This window comes from Salegentibacter sediminis (assembly GCF_002078605.1).
In the GTDB taxonomy this organism is placed as follows: domain Bacteria; phylum Bacteroidota; class Bacteroidia; order Flavobacteriales; family Flavobacteriaceae; genus Salegentibacter; species Salegentibacter sediminis.
This window is the reverse complement of sequence record NZ_MSJR01000005.1, coordinates 15,588-36,910: the sequence shown is the minus strand read 5'-3', so window position 1 is coordinate 36,910 and position 21,323 is coordinate 15,588. Positions and strand designations below refer to the sequence as shown.

Genomic DNA, 21,323 nt, shown 5'->3' with positions numbered 1-21,323 from the left:
AAAGACTAAGCTCACCCCAAAACCTTATTCCATTCCTGCTTAACAATCTCCCAGTCGAAAGCTTCTACTTTCTCCCGGGCTTTATGGCACATAATTGCTGTTCTATCCTGATCAGCAATTAGTTCCTCCAGGGCCACAGCCATTGCCGTGGCATCGTTTTCAGGAACCAATACTCCGTCTCCCCCGTCCTTCACCAACACAGGCATTCCCCCAACATCGGTGGAGACTATTCCAAGGCCAAGGCTCATCGCCTCGATCACGCTGATAGGGGTATTATCTACAGTTGTGGTATTGATAAAGAAGTCATAATCCCTCGATAATTTTGCCCATTTCTTTTTAGGAAGTTTCCCCGGGAATTTTACTTTTAAATTATGTTTCCGGGCAAAGTTTTTACAGGTTTTCATGCTCCCATCCTTATCAGGACCTACCATGCACATTTCGGCATCGGGATGTTTTTTCTGAAGCAGCAACAGTACCTGCAAAGCCATCATGGGGTTATAGCGCTTCTGAAATCTACGTACCCACAAGAGCTTCGGTCCGAATTCCCGACGCTCCTTAAAAGGATAGTTCTTCAGCTGTACGGCATTAGGGATAATCCTGATATTCTCAAAGCCTTCCGCCTTAAATATATCATAGAGAAAATGAGATGGCGCAATGTTGATTTTGGCCTTTCCGAAGAGGCTTCGGCTAAAAGACCGGGAGCCCCTTAAGCGTTCGGGGAGGTTTCCCCCGTGAAGGATAGGGATATAATCCAGCTTATAGGCCTGGCAGGTTTTGGCCACCAGGTAGGCATAATAGAAATTCATAGCCCCATAAGTGTCGATGAGCACCACATCGGTTTTTTTATGATAGCGGATGATCAGGCCCAGCATCTCCAGCAGTCTAAAAGCCTTGTTATTGCGGGTGGAGGCGGTTTTTACTTTGTAGCCCTCCCTTCGCAGCACCTTGCTGAAGAAAGAGATATAAGTTGCCGTAAAGCTGTTAACGCGTAAGTCGTTTCCTATGTACAGGATCCTTTTTGTCATCTACTATATATAATAAAGCCAAACCATAAACAAAGGCCGGCAGGGCGATCCGCATAGCCGAGTGGTTTATGGTAACAAACCAAAAAGCTAAGAACGCCAAAAAATAATAATTGTTCTTAAACTTTGTCCAGAAAATCACCGGCACCAACAAAAGTATAAATATTGCAACTAAGCCCAGCAACCCGTGTTCCGATAACATCCGGCTGATCTCGTTATGGGTGGCAATAGAAATATCCTGATTTTCCAGGCGGTATTCATAACCCTTTCCAACCCCTATCCCCGTTACCGGATGCTTAACAAAAGCCTGTAATTCTGTCTCTATCAGTTCAGCCCTGCCGGTAGTGATATCCTCTTTTAATCTCCCTGCCGCATCCTGGTTTGAATAGCGATTACTTAAAAGTCCCCCGGTTTGGGCTAAAGAAAATAGCCATACTATCAGGCTTGCTCCTCCAAGGAGCAGAATTTTAAAATTAAAACGCTTTTGTTCCCGGGCTCCTTTCTTGTAATAAAGTAAAACAAGAAATGCGATAATACAAACAATAGCGGTAAATACGCCCCCACGGGAAAAGGTGATCAGGGCACGGTAGCCCATCATCCCCAGTAAAATCAAGTCTATGATATTTATAAGTTTATGTTTAATGGTAAAAAGCCTCATAGCTAATAAAACGGCACCAAAGCCAAAAACGGTAGATATCTGGTTAGGCCCATAGCCCCCGGTGGCCGCATAGTTAGCTTGTAAGTTAATACCTACATCCATCATACTGGGAGTATAGAAATATAAATAAAACATATGTGCAATCAGTGGCATCAATAAAAAGGAGATCACTGTCTGAAAATCCCTTTCCCTGATCTTTTTATAATAACAATAAATTGCCGTGACCCCCAAAGCTACAGGTCCGCTTAGATTAAATGCGATTAATTTTCTCACTTCCGCTTCATAACTCATGTTGATAGAAGCTACGACAATCCCGGGAATAAGGATGAGAAGATATGTCCAATAAGGTACGGTACGCGAGGAAGTACCTTTAAAGAACATGCCTATTACCAGGAAGACAATCACCATATATTTTCCCGTCTCGTAAAAAAACATTCCGTCGGTTTGCCGGAAAAACACTTCAGCCCCGGCTATATAGGCCGCTCCCATCAGGGCTTCATTGTTCCTGTTTTCGTTTGTAATAGTTAAAAACAGGAAATAGACAATAACCCCTAGCAGGATTAGTGAAGAGGCAGGACGATACAGATATATAGCCAGCGCCATCCCCAGATGAATAAGGAGTAACTCTACATAGTTGAATTGATATCTACTTGTGGCAGCCATTATCTAAGTCTCAAGTTAGTATAAAATTCCAGAAAAAGAGGCAGAACCTCCTTTTTTGAGTAGGCTTTTCTGATCCTGGTCTGCAGAGAAAGGGCATCCCTTGTTCTCATATTTGAATTGCTGAAATATTGCGTAATGGCAACGGCCAGGGCATCGGGATCGCCGGGAGGTACCAGCAAGGCTGAGCTTCCGGTCACCTTCTTGCAATTCCCCACCTCGGTGCAAACCACCGGCAAACCCGCCAGGGCATACTCCAATAGGGCCAGGGGCAGGCCTTCAGAACGGGAACTCAACACCCCAAGATCGGCCTGTTGGAGAAGGCCTGAGACCTCGGGAAGACCGCCATAATAAAAGATTTTCTTTTCTGAATTCGCAATTTTCTCCCTAACTTTCTTTGAGTAAATTGTACCCGGATCGGCCCCAATAAGATGCAAACTGATTTTCTTTATATCGAGTTTTTCAAAAGCAGCGAGCAGGTTCAGGTGATCCTTCTGCGGACGAAGATTAGCGACACAAATTATTTTAAAATCGGCGGAACTGCTTTTTAATAGTTGCCCGGAATTTATGCCATCTGAAGGCATGATAAAATTGTTCAGTTGTATCACTTCGGTGGACTTTAATTCCCTTTGAGCCCAGGCTTTAAGGTCTTCGTTTACAGAAATTATTCCATCGAAATACTTTGAGAGCGGTTTCAGAAAATTTATATCCCGCTGTTCGATCCGCTCCGATTCCCCGTAATGATCATGCCACACCAGCTTTAGCTTGAGTCCGGATAATTTCAGGAGTACTCCCCAGAACCAGGAAGTGCCGTGGGCGTGAACCAGATCAATCTGGTGCTTCTTTATAAATGTCCTCAACTTCCAAAAAGCATTCTGGTCGAGGCTGTGTTTTTTATTCAGGAAAAGATAACCCACTTCCTTTTGCAGTTCCTGTTTCAAGGTGCCTTCTTTTCGGGTACAGCACAGATATGAAGCTTCAATCTCTCCGACCAACGAATTCGCAAGGTTCACCGCCATGCGTTCGGCTCCGCCGGGGTTTAGAGTATCGATTAGTTGTAATACCCGGAGATGTTTATGGTTTATGGTTTGTTGTTTATGGTTATCAGGTGTGGGTTGTGGGTTGTCAGTTTTTGTTTTAGAGGAATTGGGGTTGGGGTAAACTTTATTCGGTTTTTCTTCAATAAGGATTTGTTTAATCGATTTTTCAAACCTCTCCAAAGTATATTCCTGACTCCATTTCTGCGCAGCCATCGACATCCTTTTCATCTCTTCCGGATTATTAATATGTTCTACGATTTTCCTTACTGTATCCTCTAATCCGTGTTGCCTATCCACTTTCCACTTTCCACTCTCCACCCCCGTTAATCCTCTGCCCCCCTTCTCCAGCTTACTCTTCAAATTCTTATCATAAGTCCCTGACCCCTGAGCCTTGAAGCTTAAACTTTGAACTTTAAACCCTGAACCATCAAGTATTCCACGCCTGGCGTAATCTAAAATCCACGGCACACAACTAACATTAGTAGCCACAGGAACACATCCAAACCACATGCCTTCGGCTAAAGTCTTCGGCCAGCCTTCGCTCTTTGAGAGCAGAACCACGAAATGGGCTTCTCTATAGGCTTGTTTTAATTCTTCCAGGCTTTTCCGGCCTTTTAGTCTTACGAATTTTTGCAGCTCTTTTTTCTGAATATAGTCCCTGAGAGAATCTTTTAAAGCTCCGTCGCCGTAGATCTCAAGTTCTACTTCGACTCCTTTTTTCTTAAGCGCCCAGATAAGATTGATTGCCTCAAAGACTCCTTTCCCTTCCACCAAATTTCCGGTATAGACAAACTTATATGGCGGGCTGAAATCTTTTTGAACCAATTCTCTATCTTTTTCAGAAAAACTGGCGGTAAAGAATGGAATTACATTTTTAGTCCGGCCCGGCCAGTCCCCGTAAACCAATACCTTGAGCTTCCGACTCAAGAAAGTATTGCTTAATATCCATTTCTGAAGCCTGTAGCTAAGGGGTTGCCTGGCATCGGGATCCCAGTTCCCCGCGTATTTAACCGATTTGGGTTTCTTCGGAAAAAAGATCTGGGCAATAGCAGCAAGCAATCCGATATTCCCCGGGCAACGCAGATGCAAATGATCGGCCCGCCGCATTGCCCTCATTATTCTGAAGAAAATCACCGGTATTTTAAAGAGTGCTATAACGATATTTTTAACACCAAGTAGATTAAAAGCCGGGATTGCAGTAAAGGTCAGGTTTTCGTGAAGATAGCGAGCCTCCATTCCCCTGGTCTCCTTCTCCCCCATTCTCCTTCTCTTCTCTAAAGCTGCCACAACTTCAACTTCTTCTGGATATTTAAACCACAAATTCATCTCACGCACATAAGGACTGTAGGCATGATAACGGCCCTGAATTCTATGATGAATCACATGGGTGAAAATGGCAAATCTCATTTTGATGGCTTTTTAGCCATGCGCATACTTAAATGCATACATGAAAACATATGTTCATCAGAACTGGCAGACATATCCCAGTCCTCCTGATGCCAGGCTCTGGCCTTTGTTAGTTTTTTTTCTTCAGAAAGCGGCAGAAATCCAATCAGGGCACTCCACTTGGCCTTGCCCAGCACAGCCCTGCGCTCCTTCATTTCAAATGCCTTTTCGAACTTATAATAAGTCTTTTTGGAAAAAGGCCACTCCCAATCGCGGTCACTTTGAAAAGGTCGGTAAATGTTTCTTAATAACTTTATAGGTTTACTGGTTTGAAGTGGGTCATAACTAATAATCTCACCCCCGACCGCGAGTTTCTCCAGCAATGTATTTATTAGCTCATCTACATCTTTAAAATGATGTAAAACCCCATAGGCATAGATCAGGTCGAAATCTTTTTCTTTGAATTCCTCCGAGAGAAAATCCATCACTTCAGCCCTGGCTCCCGGGATATTTTCGAGTCTTCGGTTAAAGAGGGCTATCCCTTTAGGGCTTAAATCTATCCCCAAATATTCCTTCGAGTGCTGGGCGAGATGCATACTCAAAACATTTCCGGCATAACACCCAAGGTCAAGCACCTTTTTTTGTGAAAGCTCTCCAAACCAGCTTTTATGCAAATCGTAAATATCCTGTTCTACGCCAATTTGCTTCTTAAGACTGTTCAAGGCTCTGTTTCTAAAATAAGACCAGATCTTACTGGGTAAATTCTTATCAAAATTTTGATAAAATTCTCTTTGTCGCTTATTTATTTCCTCTCGTTCTTTATTCATTTAAACAGTAAACCTTATTTAAAGATAATAGATTGCTCCACAAAATCATCAACTACATTATTTAATTCATATTTCCCCAGAAACCTCTTATAAGCCTGTTCCGCAAGTTCATCTCTAAAATGCGGTTGCTCCAATAATCTAAGTAGTTGTGATGCCAATTCCCGATGATTTCCCGGCTCAAATAATAGACCACTCACCTCATCTTCTATAATTTCGGCTATCCCGGTAGTATTAGAACCTATAACCGGAGTATGTACCGAAAAACTTTCTATCACCACATATCCAAAAGCTTCATAATAAGAAGGAACAATACTGCAAAAGGCAGTGGAAAAAGCTCGCAATACATAATCTTTTGATTGACTCCCGACAAACCGAATATTTCTCTCCAGGTTTAATTCTTCCTTAAGTTTAATCAATTCCGGCATAAGTCCTTGCTCATCTTCCCCTCCTATTACTTCTAATAAAATATCGGGATGATCCTCCCTGACAATGGCCAAAGACCTTAAAAGAACTTTAATTCCTTTAACGCTATGTAATCTCCCGGCATAAACCAATTTGTTTTGATTAGTTTTCTCCTGAATCAGGGGGTCATGTACTGCATTGGGTACAACCTCTAATTTTTCACTATTTATATTAAAGGCCTTGATGGCATCTAACTTCGCCGATTCTGAATTCGCCATTATCCTGGTAGCCAGCTTGAATAGGTTTTTTTTTCGCCAAAACAGGAAATGCTTAAATTCTAATTGGCTTGTCAAGGTATGATACCAGGCCACCCGATGCTTTACCCTCATTAAGAAGCCTGCCAGAATAAAAAGATTAACAGCTCCAAAGCTTGCAATCAGGATTTCAGGTTTATGCTCCCTTATATTCTTTACTAAGAACCGAAAATCAGCAAACTTCGTAGGTCTTCTGGACGGCCATTCCAGAATACTTATCGACTCATCAAGGATTAGCTTATGAGCTTCAGTGGCATAGGTAAAAATAATTACGTGATGAGTTTTTGATAGTTTATTCGCCAGACTTACAAAAAATTCGGCAACCGAAGAATTCTTTAAAGTAAAAGCTATAAAAACTGTTTGCATCGGTTATCAATTAATCGTTATTTATTTGAAAACAGCTCATTTTAAAATCTCCCGATAAGCGATAGGATTTAGAAAATGTTTAAGCTGTTTGGCAAAAATTATTAAACTCCCGTGTTTATATGGTGTGCCAAAACCTCCACTAATCCCTTTTATTCTCAAGGGTTGGGAGAATTGTCTATAACTCCCCTTCTCTTTAATTTTAAAATCCATAATTGCCTGCCATAGGGCTTTTTCAAAAGAGAATCCCAGATTTATGGAGTCTCCGTTTTCCTTTAGATAAGGCCAGAATTCCTTTGTAAAAAGAAAACACCTGGAATCCATTTTCAATCTTTTGTAAATATTACTCATCACTAATTTATCATTAGATGACATCAGCTTTTGAGCAGGGTTGGCCAATTTATTAATATTCAAAACCTTCAACCTCCCCGTTATCTTTACAACTATACTTGTCTCCTTAATAAATCCTGATTTTTTTAAAGTATAATCTATAATTTCTAACTCTTTCCAACCTTTCCCTCTATCGGGAGAAGTTATCGGAGATTGAAAAGTTATAAATTCCAACCTCTCCGACCCTGGAAAATACTCAGCCAGGGAGTAACCGGAATTTTCAGAAAAAACTATTTTATAAGGAGTATTAGCTAAATAAAATGATATTGCTTCTAAATATTGCTGCTTTCTGATTTCTGGATCCTTCACCGCCAGGACATCTGAAGAGTTCCTTTCAATAGTCCCGGTTAATAATAAGACAATTTCATTTTTATCAGCACCCATCAACTTAAATTAAATTACAGCAAAGACATATTATCAGTTAAAAGCTAAAACAAATTTATCGGGTTGATCTATTGGTTTAACACGCTTAATAAACCTCGAAGTCTTCCCCGGGCATCATTAAACCCACTTTTATCTTTACTAAAGCCATTTACAAATCTAATCATTAACAATAAGACATGTATTGCCCAGAATTTAAAGGCTGCTTTAAAGGAAGGTTTCGGATTTTTCAATTTCCATACGTGATATCCATTCTCAACAACCATTCTCCCATATTTATAATGATCGGGCCTGCCAGCTTCGTCATGAAGATGCGCTACTTTTGCAGCCGTATTCACATATAATTGCCCAATTTTGGAGGCTCGTAAACAAAAATCGAGGTCTTCATACAAACTATAACCTATAAATTTTTCTGAAAAATTTATTTCTGAAAAAAGTTCATGCTTATAAGAGGCCACTCCCCCCATAAAGAATTCTACCGGGTAAATCTTTTCCGAAGGAGGTAAGAATCCGGTTGAAAAACCATGGGAGAATTCAGGCATGACGCCCGGCGGTTTGTCTGATAATAAGCCTAATCGTTTTCTTAAGACATTTCGTTGTCCCAGAGGCCGGACATACCCATCAAATTGAAATTCAGCAAATCGCGGTTTATTGTTTTCTGAAACTTTTTTCCACGCAATATCATCCTTTATCCTACCCCCAATTCCAATGGCCCGGGGGTATTTAATATAGCTCTCAACCAGCTTCTCAAAATAATCGGGTTCAAGCACTATATCATCATCCAAAAAACAAAGAACCTCCATCTCGGGACTCGAATGTTTTATCCCAAAATTACGCTGGCGGGTTAATCCGCTATCATCCTTTCCTACTTTGTGGTATTTTAAAGCAGGGTAAACCTTATCCTCAAATAGCTTTTTCGTTAAATCATCGGGAGAAGCATCAATGACGAGGATCTCATCGGGATATAACTTTTGCTCCCTAACCGATTCTAAGAGTCGCTCTATGGCCTGCCTCCGTTGATATGTACAGATGATTAGATTAAATTTCATTCGTCTTTGAGGGCTTTTAGCAGGGCTAATTCTGCATTTAATGCTGCAGCATTAATTATATTGATATTGCTAAGCGGCCATTGCTCCAGGTCTCTACGTTGGAGAGCTCCATTAATTACAGCATTTGTATATCCTTCTCCTAAATAATTTTTCTCGAAGTAAGACCGCAATTTTGCCTCCATTTTCGGCTGCTGATACACTTCTACCCAATTAAAAGATTTTAATACCCGGTATCTCTTCTTTGGGTTACCAGACTTCATCACTCTCTTTATAAGAAAATCATCTATTTCCGATCTTAAAAACCATATTGGGACTTTTAATATTTCCGGCGAATTAAAAGGGATAAATGGGATCTGACTCGTAGGCACGCCTGCAGCCGATTTTAAATCCTTAACCGAGGCAAACAAAGATTTTATATACCTGCCATTCAGTCTAAGATTTGGATGCAGATTGCTGGTTAACCGAAGAATTTGAACAGACATCGGAACACAAAGACTTTTAAAATTAGAATTTAAGATCAGTATCTGTTTGCCCATCGGAATTCGGGAATGAGTAAACCAGGTAAATATCTCGGAAACCAGTTCCAGATAAGGAAGATTATGCTGTTCAATCCTTAAAAATAGTTCTTCTAGATCTGCAGTAATCTCATTCTTTATTTGTTTCTCCGTTAGTTCTACATTTATCCGATTGAGATGCTTTTGAGATACCAAACCGGTGTATTTACTTATGACAGCTTCTTTCCAATCCTCAAATTTTTCGCTTGTATTTTGAGTTAAAGGATATTCCTTGCGTCCCAGGTAATACTGCTTAAAGTTTTTCCAGTTTTTTTTCATCGGAAGGTTTCTTCCCTGCAAAGATTCGGTCATATCCCCTACCAACATGATTTCCCTGTTATCTTTGTTCTGGTCCTCTAAAATTTCAAGCCAATGGTTTAAATAAATAGCCTCTGTTTCAATAGTATATTTCTCAAGGATTTCCTTAGATGGAAAATTCAATTCAGGATGGGAATAACTTTTGAATTTGGCGTCATACAGCTCCGCAACGCGTTTTGCAATAAGAGTTTCATAATAATCTTCCTGCCCGTATGTATGTCCGGACATATTTTTTCCCTCTGGAACTCCGGCAATTATTAACCTACTGTCCATCCCACCACTCAAGCCTATGTGGACATTCTCCTCCTCTGCCAGGCAATATGATATCTCCCTTTTAAATGCTATCCAATAATCTAAAGGAAGAATACTATCTGAAAGGTTCTGGTATAATTCATTATCATATTTTTTCTTTTTTATTTCTCCCGACTTATTAAACCTAATCCATTCTCCCGGTAACAGGCGTTTTACATTTTTTAATAGCGTTCTGGACCCGATATTTGCAAATTCAGGACAATAAGTGCGTTGAAATAGCCCCACCTCATCTATGGAAGCCTCAGAGAAGACACCCAACCAAATAAGACTGTTAGAGATATAAAATTCATCCTCCCCCGCAAAGTAATATAAAGGATACACCCCTATCGCATCATTGCAAATAACTATTTCCCCAGTGTTTTCCTCAATGATCACACTGGAAAAAGACCCACTTATGGAGTCTGGGACGGGCCATTGTTTAGTAATTAAGCCAATGGCATTTTCAGTTTGAGAAGCTACATCCGGCATTGCACAATTAAAATCCCGTATATACCCATCTATAAAAAACCTAAGGCGTTGCCCATTGTAAACGCTGGTGTCTTTTTCGGTGACAAAACTATATGGCCCTGCAGAACCCGTCTCAACCTGATATTTCAATTCCAGTTTTTGAAAATCATTATGATCAAGGGCCCTCTGGCTGATTAAAAATTTCATCATGGAAAATTATTTAAGTGACAGTTTTTTAGCCCAATTTTTACTTTTATTCCACCGCAATTGCATATTCCTCCAATATTTTATGGGGTTAAGGGTTTTGCCAAAGTCATAATTCCGGAAAAAAAGTTCAGTTTTAAATCCTTTCAACTGGTACGCACTAAAATACTTCTGGGCAAACAACATGATGGTGGGAGACGGCTTGGGGCCATCGTTTTTCCATGGTGGTAGAGAAATATCTCTGAAGCCACCCCTGGGAGCTTTTAAATGTAATATCTTTAAATCTGGATGATAGATGATATCACATCCGGCATTTCGTAATTGCATGCCATATTCCTGATCTTCGCCAAACCCATATTCAAAAACCTCTTCAAATCTTAAGTCTTTTGTGAACTTTGAATTAACAATACTAACTCCGGATCCAAAACTTCCCCATTGTTTGATCTTATGAAAGAATTGTTTTTCACCAGTTTGATAGGCATTCAAATTGAGACAATTTATTCCCAATCGATTCAATTCTTCCAAACTTGATTGTAATAAATTAGAAGTCAATCTTATATCATCATCGGCAAAAAACACCCAATCGGCATCTACTTCTTCCAGGGCCATATTACGGGCCGTACAAGCCCCGGTTTTATGAATAAAATGGTGTACGATTTCAAAAGGCCAGGCTTTCGAGCTTAGCTCTGGTAATTCTGTTTGGGATTTTGGATCGGGATTTTGCTCTACCACGACTACCTTTTTTGGCAATAAGCTTTGTTTTTTAAGATCGTCTAAAACCCGCAACAAATATTCTCTTCTTCCAAGGGTAGGGATGATCACATCAATACTTATCGATTTAGGAAGCTTATTTACCCTTTTCTTCTCAAGATTCCTTAGATCGATTTCCTTTAAAAAATACTTCTTTCTGAAAAATAATCTCAACAGGGAAAGAATCGGCAAGGAGCGCTCAAACTTTATAAAACACCATAATAACAACCAAACCCGACCTGTCTTATAATGCATATATACAAAGGAGAAAAGCTCTGAAATGCCCGCAACCGGCTGAGGTATATATTGCTTTACCAGGCTCGTTTTGAAGAAACCCGGCTCTGAATAACAGAATAATCCGTTATGCTGCCCGGATTTAGCAATTGAATTTAATAAAAATCCGATATCTTTTATTTTCCCAAAAGAATCCCGGAAATACAATAAAGTTTTTCCCTTAATACCGCCGACATCAGTACTCATTCTCCAGGTTCCATAACGTACTTCCGGGTTAACATTTATTGCGGGATGCTGATCGATATAACCAATTTGTTCTGGAAAATACGAATGCTCCAGGGCATAAGAGGCCATGATTAAATCATGCGGAAATATTTCCTTTAAAAGGCTCTTGTTAAATTCATCAACATAACTTTCTTCACACCAACAGATCAATTCCTCAGGATACTGTTCTGCTAAATCCCAAAAAATCCTGCAAAGATCAGTTTCCTTTACCTTTAAATCTTCTCCTTTGTAATGGACGCGGACAAGCCTTGCAGCATGTTGATGGATGATGAGAAGCATAGGTGGTTTTCTGGTTTGAACAAATGTAAATAAATTAGGCGTTAGTCGGTAGCCTGGAGTCTTTAGTTTTGTTTTTAGTCATTAGTCTTTAGTTGGTAGCATTCTGGAGGTCGGTTAATTTGTGAATTGGTGACGCTGTGATGGAGTGATCTATTAAAATACTCTAATTAAAACAGACGTTGACTTCGAGTGATTCTTTATGTAACAGAGCGGAAGAAAGAATTGTATCGAGAAGTCTTGTGAGGTAAATGCAACTGGTGAAGTTTTCAATATCAACCCAAACAAAACCGATCGTTGACTTCGAGTGTTTTTTATGAAGCGATAGCGAAATAAAAAAAGTATCGAAAAGTCTTGAAGAGTTCCTGCTCCTAACCGTTTCTCGATACAATCCCGATTTGCATCGGGATCACTCGAACCCAACGGCGAGGGGTTGTTGGGAAATACTCTTACTAAATCGGGCGTTGCCTTCGAGTGGGTTTTTATGCAGCAATAGCGAAATAAAAAAATGTATCGAGGAGCAGTCTCAAATCCAACGGGATAAAAAAAGAGGCAAAAACCGCATTTAACACTCGCATTCAGAGCGATGACAGCTTTTACCTCCTCTGTGATTTTATACTTCTGCGTATTCCTCTTCGCGCACTTTTGCTTCTTTTTTCTCTTCCGGCAATCTCTTGCTACTGTTAAGAGAGAAAACGAACCATACAAAGGCAAATAAACCTATTGCAAAAATGGTATCACCAATAGCTCTCATCCAGCGCAGGGTATCCATTCCCGGTTGCTGCATAAATTCAGCTGAACGGGCATACCACATTCCTTCATTTACACTGGCAACTGTTTGGAGTAATCCAATAGGGAGTACACTTAGGAGCACCATAAGGATAAGACCAATATTAATAGACCAGAAAGAAAAACTCAGCAATTTGTCATTCCATATTTGTTTCCGGTAGAGACTCCTAAGAACAAACAGCATGAGGCCAATTCCAAGGAAACCATACACTCCGAAAAGAGCTGTGTGGGCATGTACTGCCGTGGTGTTAAGTCCCTGCATATAATAAAGAGCGATAGGAGGATTAATAATGAAACCGAAAATACCTGCTCCCAAAAAGTTCCAAAAGGCTACAGCAATAAGGCAGTAAATAGGCCATTTATAATCCTTAAGCCATTCCGTGGCTTTGGATAGCTTGTAGTTTTCATAAACTTCGTAACCAATCAGGACCAGCGGGACTACTTCCAGGGCACTAAAAGTGGCTCCCAGGGCCATTACCGCTGTTGGAGTACCACTAAAATACAGGTGGTGGAAAGTACCCAGTATACCTCCCGAAAGGAAGATAACGGTAGCTAACAGCACACTGAGGGTGGCAGTATTGGTGCGCAGCAAACCAAGCCTTACAAACAGGAAAGCCGACACTACTGTAGCAAATACCTCAAAGAAACCTTCTACCCACAGGTGAACCACCCACCACCGCCAGTATTCGGCGATCGCAAGGTTGGTTTGTCTTCCCCACATTAGGCCCGCACCATAGAAGAGCGCAATAGCGGCAGAAGAAACCAGGAACATGATGAGCAGATTCCTTTCAGAAGTTCTTTGCCTGATCACCGGTAGAAGCGGTCGCACCATAAGTGCAAGCCATACAAACAAACCTACAAAAAGGAATATTTGCCAAAACCTTCCAAGATCTACATATTCATAACCCTGATGTCCAAACCAGAAGTTTTCTGCCAGCCCAAGTTTTTGCATAATTCCCATCCATTGCCCGGCCATAGAACCAAATACGATTACTAAAAGGCAGACAAAGAGGAAGTTCACGCCAAACTTCTGAAACTTTGGATCTCTACCTGAAACTGCGGGTGCCATATAAAGGCCTGTTCCCAGCCAGGCAGTGGCGACCCAGAGAATTCCCAGCTGCACATGCCAGGTTCTTGAGATGGAATAAGGAAGAATTTCGGCGAGATCGAGACCATAAAAACCATCTCCTTCTACCCCAAAATGTGCCGTTATGACACCAAAAGTCACCTGGATAAGTATAAGAACGCATACTATCCACATGTACTTTTTCACCGCTTGCATAGAAGGGGTAATTGTTTGTTTCATGAGAGGGTCTTCAACCGGTTTTTCAGGCTCTTCCTCCTCTTTCATTTTCGCATGATAGAATATCATTAGTGCTATTCCCACCAGAAGAAGGATAATACTGAATCCTGTCCAGATGAGGAGATCGCCGGTAGCCTTATTGCCCACCAGTTCATCCGGAGGCCAGTTATGGGTATAGGAAACATCGCTGCCAGGTCTTTCGGTTACTGTTGCCCAGGTAGCCCAAAAGAAAAAGCCCGACATCTGTTGCATTCTTGTCTCATCTTTAATAGAATTCGGGGGAATAGCATAGTAGTTTCTCAGTTCGTCGAGCTCTGGGTTCTCCATGAATAATCCACGGTAGTAGTTGCTGAGAAATCTAACCGCTTTTGCCCGCATGGGAGAGATGGTAATGCTGCCATCGGCTTCATCATAGGTGTTTTCTCTCAATTCCACTTGAAGCCTTCTCTCCAGGAGGGCCTGTTTTTCACTTTCAAGCTCCTCATAAGGTTTAGCATAGTCTTCTTCAGACCATTCATTAAGGATAAACAGGGCCTCCCGGTGAAGCCAGTCTGCAGTCCAGTCTGGGGCCTGATAGGCGCCATGTCCCCATATAGAGCCAACTTCCTGGCCGCCCATACTTTGCCAAACGTTCTGGCCATCCTTGATGTCCTGGCCTTCAAAGACAACTTCTCCTTCGGTGGTGACAATTTGTTCAGGCAGAGGGGGTGCTTTCTGATAGATTTCAAAACCATAATAACCGAGGATGGCAAAGGATACTGACATAACCAGCAGGAAAGCAATCCATAATTTTCTTTCTTTACTCATGGGTGTTATAATTAGAAGCCGAAAAAGAAATACCAAGCTTTTCCCTTTTCGGTGGGTTAGGGGATTTTAATTCTTTAATTCTTTAATTCTCTCATTCTAAAAGCGTCGATTTTTGACTGCGGAAGAGATAGGAACTTTTTTATTTTGTGGGTTTTTCATGCTCAGTGGGTATAGTTTTACAGAAGCTTCATTTAATAGGTACAAAGATGAAAGCTTCAGGAAGGCTGTTTTATGAGTCGGGTCATAAAGGACAGATTTGCCCCGGTTAATTTATTAATTTGAGAAGCGGAATAAAGATGGTGCTACTCACGGGGAGGGCTTTCATATAACTATCCCAACAGAAAGGGACGTTGACTTCGAGTGTTTTTTATGAAGCGATAGCGGAATAAAAAAAGTATCGAGAAGTCTTGAAGGGTTCGTTCTCCCATGCGGTTCTCGATACACCTTTGCACCGCTATCGCTCTGCAAAGGCACTCGAACCCAACGGGCTGGGCGTTACGAGCGCGTAAAATAAAATTGTAGAACATGTTGCGTTGACTTCGAGTGATTCTTTATGTAGCAGAGCGGAATAAATCCCGATAGCTATCGGGAGTATCGAGAAGCTTATAGAGTTCTTGCTACTTAACGGTTCTCGACACATCCCAACTAGCGTCAGGACACTCGAACCTAACGAGCTATACTCAATGAGCATGTAGTTGCTTGGAGCAACATCTTCTACTGTACTCAAGGTTTTTCAAAATATGGGCTCAGTCGGACAATAGTGGGCTTTCATAAATATTCTTTTTAAACATAGAGTCACACTGAGCCGGCTGCGGGAGCAGACGAGAAGTCGAAGTGCTTAGTAGTTGGTAACGACTGTGGTTGGAATTAAGAAGGGGCTTCGACCCTTCGACTGCGGCGCGCTCAGGACAGGCTTTTCCTCCCTCCGGTCGGCCTCAGCCTGACAGTGTTGGTTTATTCATGAAATTCTTTTAAAACATGCCATCACACTGAGCCGCCGACGAAGGAGGTGATGGTCGAAGTGCTTAGTAGTTGGTAGGGGTTGTTGTTTGGAGAATAAAGTCAGATGCCTGAATAAAAACAACGGATTGCCGCGTCAGCCCCCGCTTCCTCGCAATGACGATTTAATCACACCAAATCTTCATCATTCAAAAACTCCCATTGCTTCATTTCCCTTTTTAACTCCTGTCCTATTAGTTGTTCAAATTCTGAAGCATCAATGCCATGGCCTTTAGGTTTTTTCGCTTCGAGATCATCGAAAGTCAGTTTGTGGCCTGCAGGCAGGTCTTTATTTACGGCCAGAGATTTTTCGAAAATATCCTTCAAGTCTTTATACCGGGTATTATCTGTTTTATCAACGGGATGTTGAAGAGAAGTTTCAATATTCCTTACCGCCTGCACCAGGCTTTTGATCTCATCGATCTCCAGGGAGGAAGTGGCATCGGGGCCAAAGCTTCGGCGGTCGAAGACTGCATGGAATTCCAGGATTTCAGCGCCCAGAGCAGTTGCCGCAATGCAGGTTTCTATTTTTGCAGAATGATCGGAATAACCTACAGGCACCTTGTAGTGTTCTTTTAACTCTGTGATTACATTCAAGCCGTATTCTTCAGGTTGAGTGGGATATGCGGTGGTGCATTGCAGAATGGAGAATTCCACCTTTCTTTTCCTTAGGAATCCAACAGTTCGATCCAGTTCTTCAAAGGAGCTCATCCCTGAAGAAAGAATGACCGGTTTCCCGGTTCGGGCAATTTTTTCAAGCAACAGGAAATTACTAACCTCTCCTGAACCGATCTTATATCTCTTTACGCCCAAGTCTTCCAGAAGCTCAACTGCGGCATTGCTAAAAGGAGAGGCCAAAAACTCCACCCCTTTTTCATCACAACGCTGCTTTAGAAACCTCCATTCCGCCAGGGTAAATTCCATCCGCTGCCAGTAATCGAAACGGGTTTTGTCCTGCTCGCTGAATTTCACCCGAAAAGGTTCAAACTTACTGCTTTCGGCCTCGGCTATATGCAGCTGGAACTTCACTGCATCCACTCCGGTTTCTGCCAGGGCATCAATATAAGATAGAGCCAAGCCCAAACTTCCTTCATGGGCCTGCCCAACTTCTGCAATTATATATGGCATAAGATCACGATATCAAATTGAGAAAGCAAGTTAATTATTTTGGTTGGTTATTTGGTTAACTAGTTCATTGGGGATTGGTTAGTTCGGGATTCGTGAATTCGTGAATTGGGGATTGGTTGAGTGATGATTTTGTAAGGTTGTGACGAAGTGATGTTGCGATGATATTGATTTGTTGATTACCCATTATTAACGAGCTGTCACACTGAGCCACCGACAGAGGAGGTGATGAGCCTGTCCTGAGCGCAGCTTTTGCGGAGTCGAAGAGCTAGCCCTGAGCTTCGTCGAAGGGGAGTGCTTAGTAGTAGGAAACGACTGTCTTTAGACCTTCAAACGGGCTTCGACTTTCCCTCCAATCGTCCTCCCGGCCGCTTAAAGGGGCTCAGCCTGACATTCCTGGTTTATGAATAACTCATTATTAAAGCCTTTGTCACACTAAGCCGACAACGAAGGAGGCGATGAGCCTGTCCTGAGCGCAGCTTTTGCGGAGTCGAAGGGAAGTGCTTGGTAGTTCGAAGCGACTTTTTAAACTTTAAAAGGGCTTCGAGCCTTCGTCCAGGCTCACGACAGGCTTTCCCCCCAACCGTCCACCCGGTCATCTATTCTGGCTAGTATTGACAGAGTTAGTTTTTTTATTTAATAAAAGGTTACGTAGTAAAGACTAAGTTGAAAATTAAGTGGCCTATCGAAAATTGATCGTGAAATTTGAAGTGAGATGTCGTTTAAATTTTCTGCTGTTTGAGCGACACGTCTTTTTCTCCTTACTCAAGTTTTTCCCGCGAGTTCAGAAAATTTAGACATCGAACGAAAAATTTAGATCCATTTTCGTAAGCCTAGATTTTTTGGTTCTTTTTCATCAATGGAAAAAGAACAGATCACGAATCTATTTAAGCCTTTATAAATTCAGTAATATCTATTTTATCTGTCATCCCCTCCGCTAGATAAAAATTTTATCTCAGATCTCAGCCTGACAGTGCCCCTACCCTTCGGCTGCTACGCGCTCAGGACTGGCTTTTCCATATTTCTGTCCTTCTGGCCAGAAACATAGGCTCAGCCTGACATTGTTGGATTATGAAAAACTAATTATTAAAACTATTTGTCACACTGAGCCGGCTGCGATAGCAGACGAAAAGTCGAAGTGCTTAGTAGTAGGAAACGACTGTCTTTAGGCTTTCAAAAGGGCTTCGACTTTCCTCCCTTTGGTCGGGCTCAGCCTGACAGTTCTTCGATCCTTCGGATGCTGCTTGCTTCAGGACAAGCTTTTCCTTCTACACCCTCAAAACCACATTAATAGAACCGGCCGTCAATTCTTCATCTGTAAAGTGCTTAAAATCTTCGTGTATTTTTACAGCCCTGAACTTCTTATAAATATCCTCACCGGGTTGATCATATTCCACATGCAAAAGTTCCAGGTCTGCTGCCTTAAAAATAGCTAAATATTGCGGAAGTCTCAGCCGGTTGTGGTAATCAAATTTGGTTTGCTTCTTTTGCCATTCGGCTTCACTGTATTGTAAGAAGTCCTGCAGACTCAAATTCTTATCCACATAAGCGCGGTGATCACTCGGGGAAATCAGGTGTACAATTAAACTCCCCGGTTTTAAGTCTCTTTTAAATTTTTTATGCATTAATCTGAGGTCTTCAGGCTTTACATGCTCCAACACAAATCGGGAAAAAACAAGGTCGGTTTCCGGTAAGTCGGCAGCTATCAGGTTAGTATTGGGATAATACTCGATGTTTTTTGGTAAGTGATATGCTCTTTTGGGCTCAGGAGTGATTCTGATCCCATATTCCGAAAAGAAAACTTCGTTCAACCTATAGACGGCCTTCTTACTAAAATGCCTATTAAGATCGAAGGTGGAGACTGATTTGGCTTTTCCATGGAAAAGCATAAAGTAAGGCATCACCGGTGCCCATCCCGAACCGATCTCTAAAATATTTTTCCCTTTTAAGGACAGTCCCTTCTCCTGTAATAATCTTTGTAAAAGGCCAAAACTGGGCTCGTTGGTTTTTACCCGCTGTAACATATTCTCTCCGTTAACAACGTCCTGGATTTTATGATAAAAATAAAAGCCCTGTTTCTCAGGTAACAGATTTAATATACGGAATAGGCCTTCTTTAAGTTTTAATTTCAGGGACATTCAATTCATTTTATAAATTCTTCGCTCGTAAGGCATCACGAAATCTTTTTCAATTAAACTTCTAAAATGAAGTCGATTCTTTTCAAATCTTCTCCCAGCCTGAAGGAATAATTATGATCCCGGTAATTATAAAGGATCTCCTTTAATACCATATCATTAACTTCCTTCATAGAAATATAGGGCTGCGTTTGCTTGCCCAGGCCTTTTTTTAACCTGTGTTTTAAAGAAGTATAAAAATCGTCTTCAAAAAATTCCATCCTAACCACTTCTCCTTTCCGGGAAGGTAACTCTTCTCTTAAAAGATGTTCTACCCTTGCCAGGATATTGGGAATTTCAAGTTTTTTATCCGGATTCTTTAAAGCTTCTGATCTTTCTGCAGCTATAAAGTCCCCCATTTCCCCCTGCCTCAGAGGTTTTATAATTCCCCGGTCCCGGTTGCGTTCAAAATGCCGTTGATTAATGCGCATGATAAATTTTACCCGTGGATTCCCTGTGAGGAGAATGTCTTCAGCCCCTGAAAAACTTTGGTGCCAATTATGGTAAAAATACTCCTCCTTTCTTTGCTCTTTCTGACACCCCGCATTTTCCAATCGGGCGAAAAGATCTTCGTCTTCGGCCCCGTAAAAATGAAAAAACTCATCCAGGCCGTTCACCTTCATCAGGCTTTCCCTGGACGTAAGAATCATTCCATTCACCTCCCCAACCCGGGCTGGCTTTAAATCTTCAAATACATAATTCCCTGAAAGCTTCTGTGATTCTTCCTTTTCCAAATAACCGAGTTTGAATAAATAAAATTTATCCGGGTTCTGGAACTTTTTCCATAAAACAGAGGTTTGGGGATGAAAAACAAGGTCAATATCTGCAATGAAGATATATTCTCCACTCGCTTTTGTAATCCCAAAATTTAGGGCTTTGCTTTTATTCCATAAGAGCTGGGCAACTGGAAGGTGATAAAAGCGAACGAAAGGAAATTCCCTTTCAAGCTCTTCCAATTCATTTACAAGTTTGTTCCTGCTCCCATAATCTACAAAGATCACTTCAAAATTCTGAAGTTCTTGTTTCCGCAGGGAGTCAAAGGAGATTTTAATCCTTTCGGAATCCCGGTTGCGGTGGGCGTATAGGATTGAAATTACTGGCTGCATTACAGATCTTTCTCTATTAATTCATAAGCTTCTAAAACCCGGGCTTTAACCCGTTCTCTTTCCAGGTTTGGTTTGATGTTTTCTGAATTCCAGGCAATAGCTTTTCTTCTAAACGCTGGATTAAACAATGCCTCCCTTATTAATTCTGCAATTTGACCGGAATCCTCAGGCTCTTCAATTAGGAGTCCATTTTTTTTATGGGTGATTATCTCGGCTGTGGCGCCACCTGGATTAGATTGAATGGGAAAAGCACCCATAACAATTGCTTCCAGAAGGGTATTAGGCATCCCATCAGAACTACTGTTCCCGATATAGATTAAAGACCGCCCCATCAATTCCATCAGGTTCTGGTGAGGCAGTTTACCAACTACTTCCAAATTTTTAAATGCTTTTAAAGAAGAAGACTCCACAAATTTAAATACCTCCGGTGCAGCTCCAAATACAACAATCCGGTTATCTATTAATTGCATTTCTAGTTTTTGAAGCGCCTCTAATACAGAAATGCATTTTCCGTGTAGCCCCTGATACCCTTTTATTAGAATAATATTTCTGTTTTCCTTATCCTTAATAAGAGGATCAAGACTTTTAAAATCAAAACCACCTCCCCCGGGAAAAACTCCGAGAAACCTACCTTTAAAGCCATGTTCCTGAGCAATGCTATAATCTCTCTGGCAATCGGCGAACATATAGTCCATTTGGGCTAAGGTTTCTTTCATATCTTCAAGATGTTTTGGTTGGTGTTGATAATAATACATATCACTGCCCCAGGCGGTATAGGTCCATTTTAGGTTGGAAAACTTTTTTATTACCGGCAAGGCTGGCGCTCCTCCAAGATACATCACAAAACTATGCACTACATCCGGTTTTATTCTCCTAATTTGCTTTTCCAGTTGTTCCTGGAAATTGCGTTCATTGAAAATATTAATGAAACGGGTTATTCCGGGAGCTTTACTTTTAAGAAGATACCTTCCGGGATAATTCCACTTATATCGCCATCCAAGGATCTGCTCAACAAAATCTATCTGCTTTACTTTGGTGTTGGAGTCATATACATCCAACCAATATACCTCATGACCGGAATCTCTCAACTGTTCGGTCCAGTTAAAGAAATGTGGTGCGAAAATGGAGAGCATTAGGATTTTCATCAA

The 21,323-nt window shown here is 41.3% G+C and carries 14 protein-coding genes; all 14 read right to left on the bottom strand.

Translation table 11 applies throughout. The features are described 5' to 3' along the window. Positions 1-11: 11 nt before the first annotated feature. The gene (locus tag BUW93_RS08945; protein WP_081211285.1) at positions 12-1,025 is read right to left on the bottom strand and encodes a glycosyltransferase family 4 protein; all 1,014 of its coding nucleotides are present in this window, start codon (positions 1,023-1,025) and stop codon (positions 12-14) included. Next, positions 982-2,343 (bottom strand): O-antigen ligase family protein, encoded by a 1,362-nt coding sequence (locus tag BUW93_RS08940; protein WP_081211284.1) that lies wholly within the window; start codon positions 2,341-2,343, stop codon positions 982-984. Before BUW93_RS08940 ends, BUW93_RS08945 begins: the two co-directional genes overlap by 44 nt. After that, a complete protein-coding gene (locus BUW93_RS08935) occupies positions 2,343-4,787 on the bottom strand; it encodes a glycosyltransferase family 4 protein (protein ID WP_081211283.1) in 2,445 nt (814 codons plus the stop codon). The genes BUW93_RS08940 and BUW93_RS08935 overlap by 1 nt, the downstream gene beginning before the upstream one ends. Next, complete coding sequence (locus BUW93_RS08930; protein WP_081211282.1) at positions 4,784-5,593, bottom strand: class I SAM-dependent methyltransferase; 810 nt, start codon at positions 5,591-5,593, stop codon at positions 4,784-4,786. Before BUW93_RS08930 ends, BUW93_RS08935 begins: the two co-directional genes overlap by 4 nt. A 14-nt stretch (positions 5,594-5,607) precedes the next feature. Continuing rightward, positions 5,608-6,675, bottom strand: coding sequence for a glycosyltransferase family 4 protein (locus BUW93_RS08925; protein ID WP_081211281.1), 1,068 nt, complete (start codon positions 6,673-6,675; stop codon positions 5,608-5,610). A 36-nt stretch (positions 6,676-6,711) separates the two neighbouring features. Continuing rightward, positions 6,712-7,446, bottom strand: a complete 735-nt coding sequence (locus BUW93_RS08920; RefSeq protein ID WP_081211280.1) for a hypothetical protein — start codon at positions 7,444-7,446, stop codon at positions 6,712-6,714. 68 nt (positions 7,447-7,514) lie between these two features. Next, the gene (locus BUW93_RS08915) at positions 7,515-8,492 is read right to left on the bottom strand and encodes a glycosyltransferase family 2 protein (protein ID WP_081211279.1); all 978 of its coding nucleotides are present in this window, start codon (positions 8,490-8,492) and stop codon (positions 7,515-7,517) included. Next, on the bottom strand, positions 8,489-10,333 hold the full coding sequence (locus tag BUW93_RS08910) for an asparagine synthetase B family protein (protein ID WP_110688289.1): 1,845 nt from the start codon (positions 10,331-10,333) through the stop codon (positions 8,489-8,491). The genes BUW93_RS08915 and BUW93_RS08910 overlap by 4 nt, the downstream gene beginning before the upstream one ends. Before the next feature lie 6 nt (positions 10,334-10,339). Beyond that, positions 10,340-11,875: a glycosyltransferase family 2 protein gene (locus BUW93_RS08905; RefSeq protein ID WP_081211277.1), complete on the bottom strand. Its 1,536-nt coding sequence runs from the start codon at positions 11,873-11,875 to the stop codon at positions 10,340-10,342. A 610-nt stretch (positions 11,876-12,485) separates the two neighbouring features. Beyond that, positions 12,486-14,771 (bottom strand): nitric-oxide reductase large subunit, encoded by a 2,286-nt coding sequence (locus BUW93_RS08900; protein WP_081211276.1) that lies wholly within the window; start codon positions 14,769-14,771, stop codon positions 12,486-12,488. 1,128 nt (positions 14,772-15,899) lie between these two features. Next, a complete protein-coding gene (locus BUW93_RS08895; protein ID WP_081211275.1) occupies positions 15,900-16,898 on the bottom strand; it encodes an N-acetylneuraminate synthase family protein in 999 nt (332 codons plus the stop codon). A 1,265-nt stretch (positions 16,899-18,163) separates the two neighbouring features. Continuing rightward, positions 18,164-19,033 (bottom strand): class I SAM-dependent methyltransferase, encoded by an 870-nt coding sequence (locus BUW93_RS08890; RefSeq protein WP_081211273.1) that lies wholly within the window; start codon positions 19,031-19,033, stop codon positions 18,164-18,166. A gap of 53 nt (positions 19,034-19,086) precedes the next feature. Continuing rightward, the gene (locus tag BUW93_RS08885; RefSeq protein ID WP_081211271.1) at positions 19,087-20,175 is read right to left on the bottom strand and encodes a glycosyltransferase family 2 protein; all 1,089 of its coding nucleotides are present in this window, start codon (positions 20,173-20,175) and stop codon (positions 19,087-19,089) included. Further along, positions 20,175-21,320, bottom strand: coding sequence for a glycosyltransferase family 4 protein (locus BUW93_RS08880; RefSeq protein ID WP_232778338.1), 1,146 nt, complete (start codon positions 21,318-21,320; stop codon positions 20,175-20,177). Before BUW93_RS08880 ends, BUW93_RS08885 begins: the two co-directional genes overlap by 1 nt. Positions 21,321-21,323 lie beyond the last annotated feature (3 nt).

Bases quoted from the DNA above. Each gene is read 5' to 3' on its own strand.
- BUW93_RS08890 (WP_081211273.1), bottom strand. From the start codon at position 19,033: ATGTCCCTGAAATTAAAACTTAAAGAAGGCCTATTCCGTATATTAAAT.
- BUW93_RS08925 (WP_081211281.1), bottom strand. From the start codon at position 6,675: ATGCAAACAGTTTTTATAGCTTTTACTTTAAAGAATTCTTCGGTTGCC.
- BUW93_RS08935 (WP_081211283.1), bottom strand. From the start codon at position 4,787: ATGAGATTTGCCATTTTCACCCATGTGATTCATCATAGAATTCAGGGC.
- BUW93_RS08895 (WP_081211275.1), bottom strand. From the start codon at position 16,898: ATGCCATATATAATTGCAGAAGTTGGGCAGGCCCATGAAGGAAGTTTG.
- BUW93_RS08920 (WP_081211280.1), bottom strand. From the start codon at position 7,446: ATGGGTGCTGATAAAAATGAAATTGTCTTATTATTAACCGGGACTATT.
- BUW93_RS08880 (WP_232778338.1), bottom strand. From the start codon at position 21,320: ATGAAAATCCTAATGCTCTCCATTTTCGCACCACATTTCTTTAACTGG.
- BUW93_RS08905 (WP_081211277.1), bottom strand. From the start codon at position 11,875: ATGCTTCTCATCATCCATCAACATGCTGCAAGGCTTGTCCGCGTCCAT.
- BUW93_RS08945 (WP_081211285.1), bottom strand. From the start codon at position 1,025: ATGACAAAAAGGATCCTGTACATAGGAAACGACTTACGCGTTAACAGC.
- BUW93_RS08885 (WP_081211271.1), bottom strand. From the start codon at position 20,175: ATGCAGCCAGTAATTTCAATCCTATACGCCCACCGCAACCGGGATTCC.
- BUW93_RS08910 (WP_110688289.1), bottom strand. From the start codon at position 10,333: ATGATGAAATTTTTAATCAGCCAGAGGGCCCTTGATCATAATGATTTT.
- BUW93_RS08915 (WP_081211279.1), bottom strand. From the start codon at position 8,492: ATGAAATTTAATCTAATCATCTGTACATATCAACGGAGGCAGGCCATA.
- BUW93_RS08930 (WP_081211282.1), bottom strand. From the start codon at position 5,593: ATGAATAAAGAACGAGAGGAAATAAATAAGCGACAAAGAGAATTTTAT.
- BUW93_RS08900 (WP_081211276.1), bottom strand. From the start codon at position 14,771: ATGAGTAAAGAAAGAAAATTATGGATTGCTTTCCTGCTGGTTATGTCA.
- BUW93_RS08940 (WP_081211284.1), bottom strand. From the start codon at position 2,343: ATGGCTGCCACAAGTAGATATCAATTCAACTATGTAGAGTTACTCCTT.